At 77.2% G+C, this 1010-nt stretch carries 2 protein-coding genes; both read right to left on the bottom strand.

What is annotated here, in order from left to right:
• On the bottom strand, nt 1–743 hold a 743-nt coding region (locus tag FDZ70_11390), incomplete at its 3' end, for a hypothetical protein (protein TLM64581.1).
• A partial coding sequence (locus FDZ70_11385) for a glycosyltransferase (protein ID TLM64580.1) occupies nt 638–1010 on the bottom strand: 373 nt, incomplete at its 5' end. The genes FDZ70_11385 and FDZ70_11390, both read right to left, overlap by 106 nt.

Below are 1010 nucleotides of genomic sequence, written 5' to 3'. Positions count from 1 at the left end.
ACCGCATAGTACGCGACGAGTGCGAGCAGCGTCACGAACGGCAACGCCGGGACGGTCGCCTCGCGCCGCATGGCCTTCAGGGCCGCGCGCACGAGCGGGCCGAACACCGCCGGGTGCAGGAGCGCGAGCGGCAGCAGGGCGGCCAGCGGCGGCAGCCACGCCGGCACGCCGAGCGCCTCGGCGAACCCGAGCCCGAGCGCCGCGGTCGCCACGGCGATGCCCGCCACGACCGACAGCGCGTTCTCGAGCACGGCCGAGAGCACCGCGTGCTCGCCGGACACGCCGACCTTCGGCGCGAGCGCGTACCGCCCGACCACCGGCCACACCCCGCCGGGCACGTACTTGCCGAGATTGCTCGCGTAGTTGAGCGCGAACGCCTCGGGAAGCCCGCACCGGGCGCCGAGCGCGCGCAGGATGAGCGCCATGCCGCCCGCGTACATCAGGTGGTAGCAGGCGAGCATGGCCACCGAGGCCGCGAGGTAGCCGGGGTGGAACCGCAGCGCCGCCCGTCCCGCGTCGCCGGCGAGCTCCGACACCGCGCGCCACACGAACCAGCCGACGACGGCCGCCACCGCCACCCACCCGAGCGCGCGCAGCGCCGTGCGGCCCGCGCCCGGTCGCGCGCCTGTCCCCGCGCTCACGCGCCGCTCCCGAGCACGCGCTCGTACACGGCGAGCGTCGAGCGCGCGATCACGTCCCAAGTGAAGCCGGCCGCCACGCGCTCGCGTCCTTCCGACGAGCAGTGCTCGCGCAGCGCGGGCGCCGCGAGCATCTCGCGCATCGCGACGGCCAGGGCCGGCACGTCGCCCGGCGGCACGACCCCCTGCGCGCAGGTCACCTCCGCCATCACTCCGGTCGCCGTCGCCACCACGGGCACCCCGAGCGCCGCGGCCTCGAGCGCGACGACGCCGCAGCCCTCCCGCAGGCTCGGGACGACCACGAGGTCCGCGGCCGCCATGGCGTCGAGCGCCGCCTCGTGCGCCAGCGCGCCCGTGAAGCGCACGCGGCCG

Source organism: Actinomycetota bacterium (assembly GCA_005774595.1).
Lineage (GTDB): Bacteria > Actinomycetota > Coriobacteriia > Anaerosomatales > D1FN1-002 > D1FN1-002.
The sequence above is the reverse complement of the archived record's forward strand: the minus strand, read 5'-3'. Positions and strand labels throughout refer to the sequence as shown.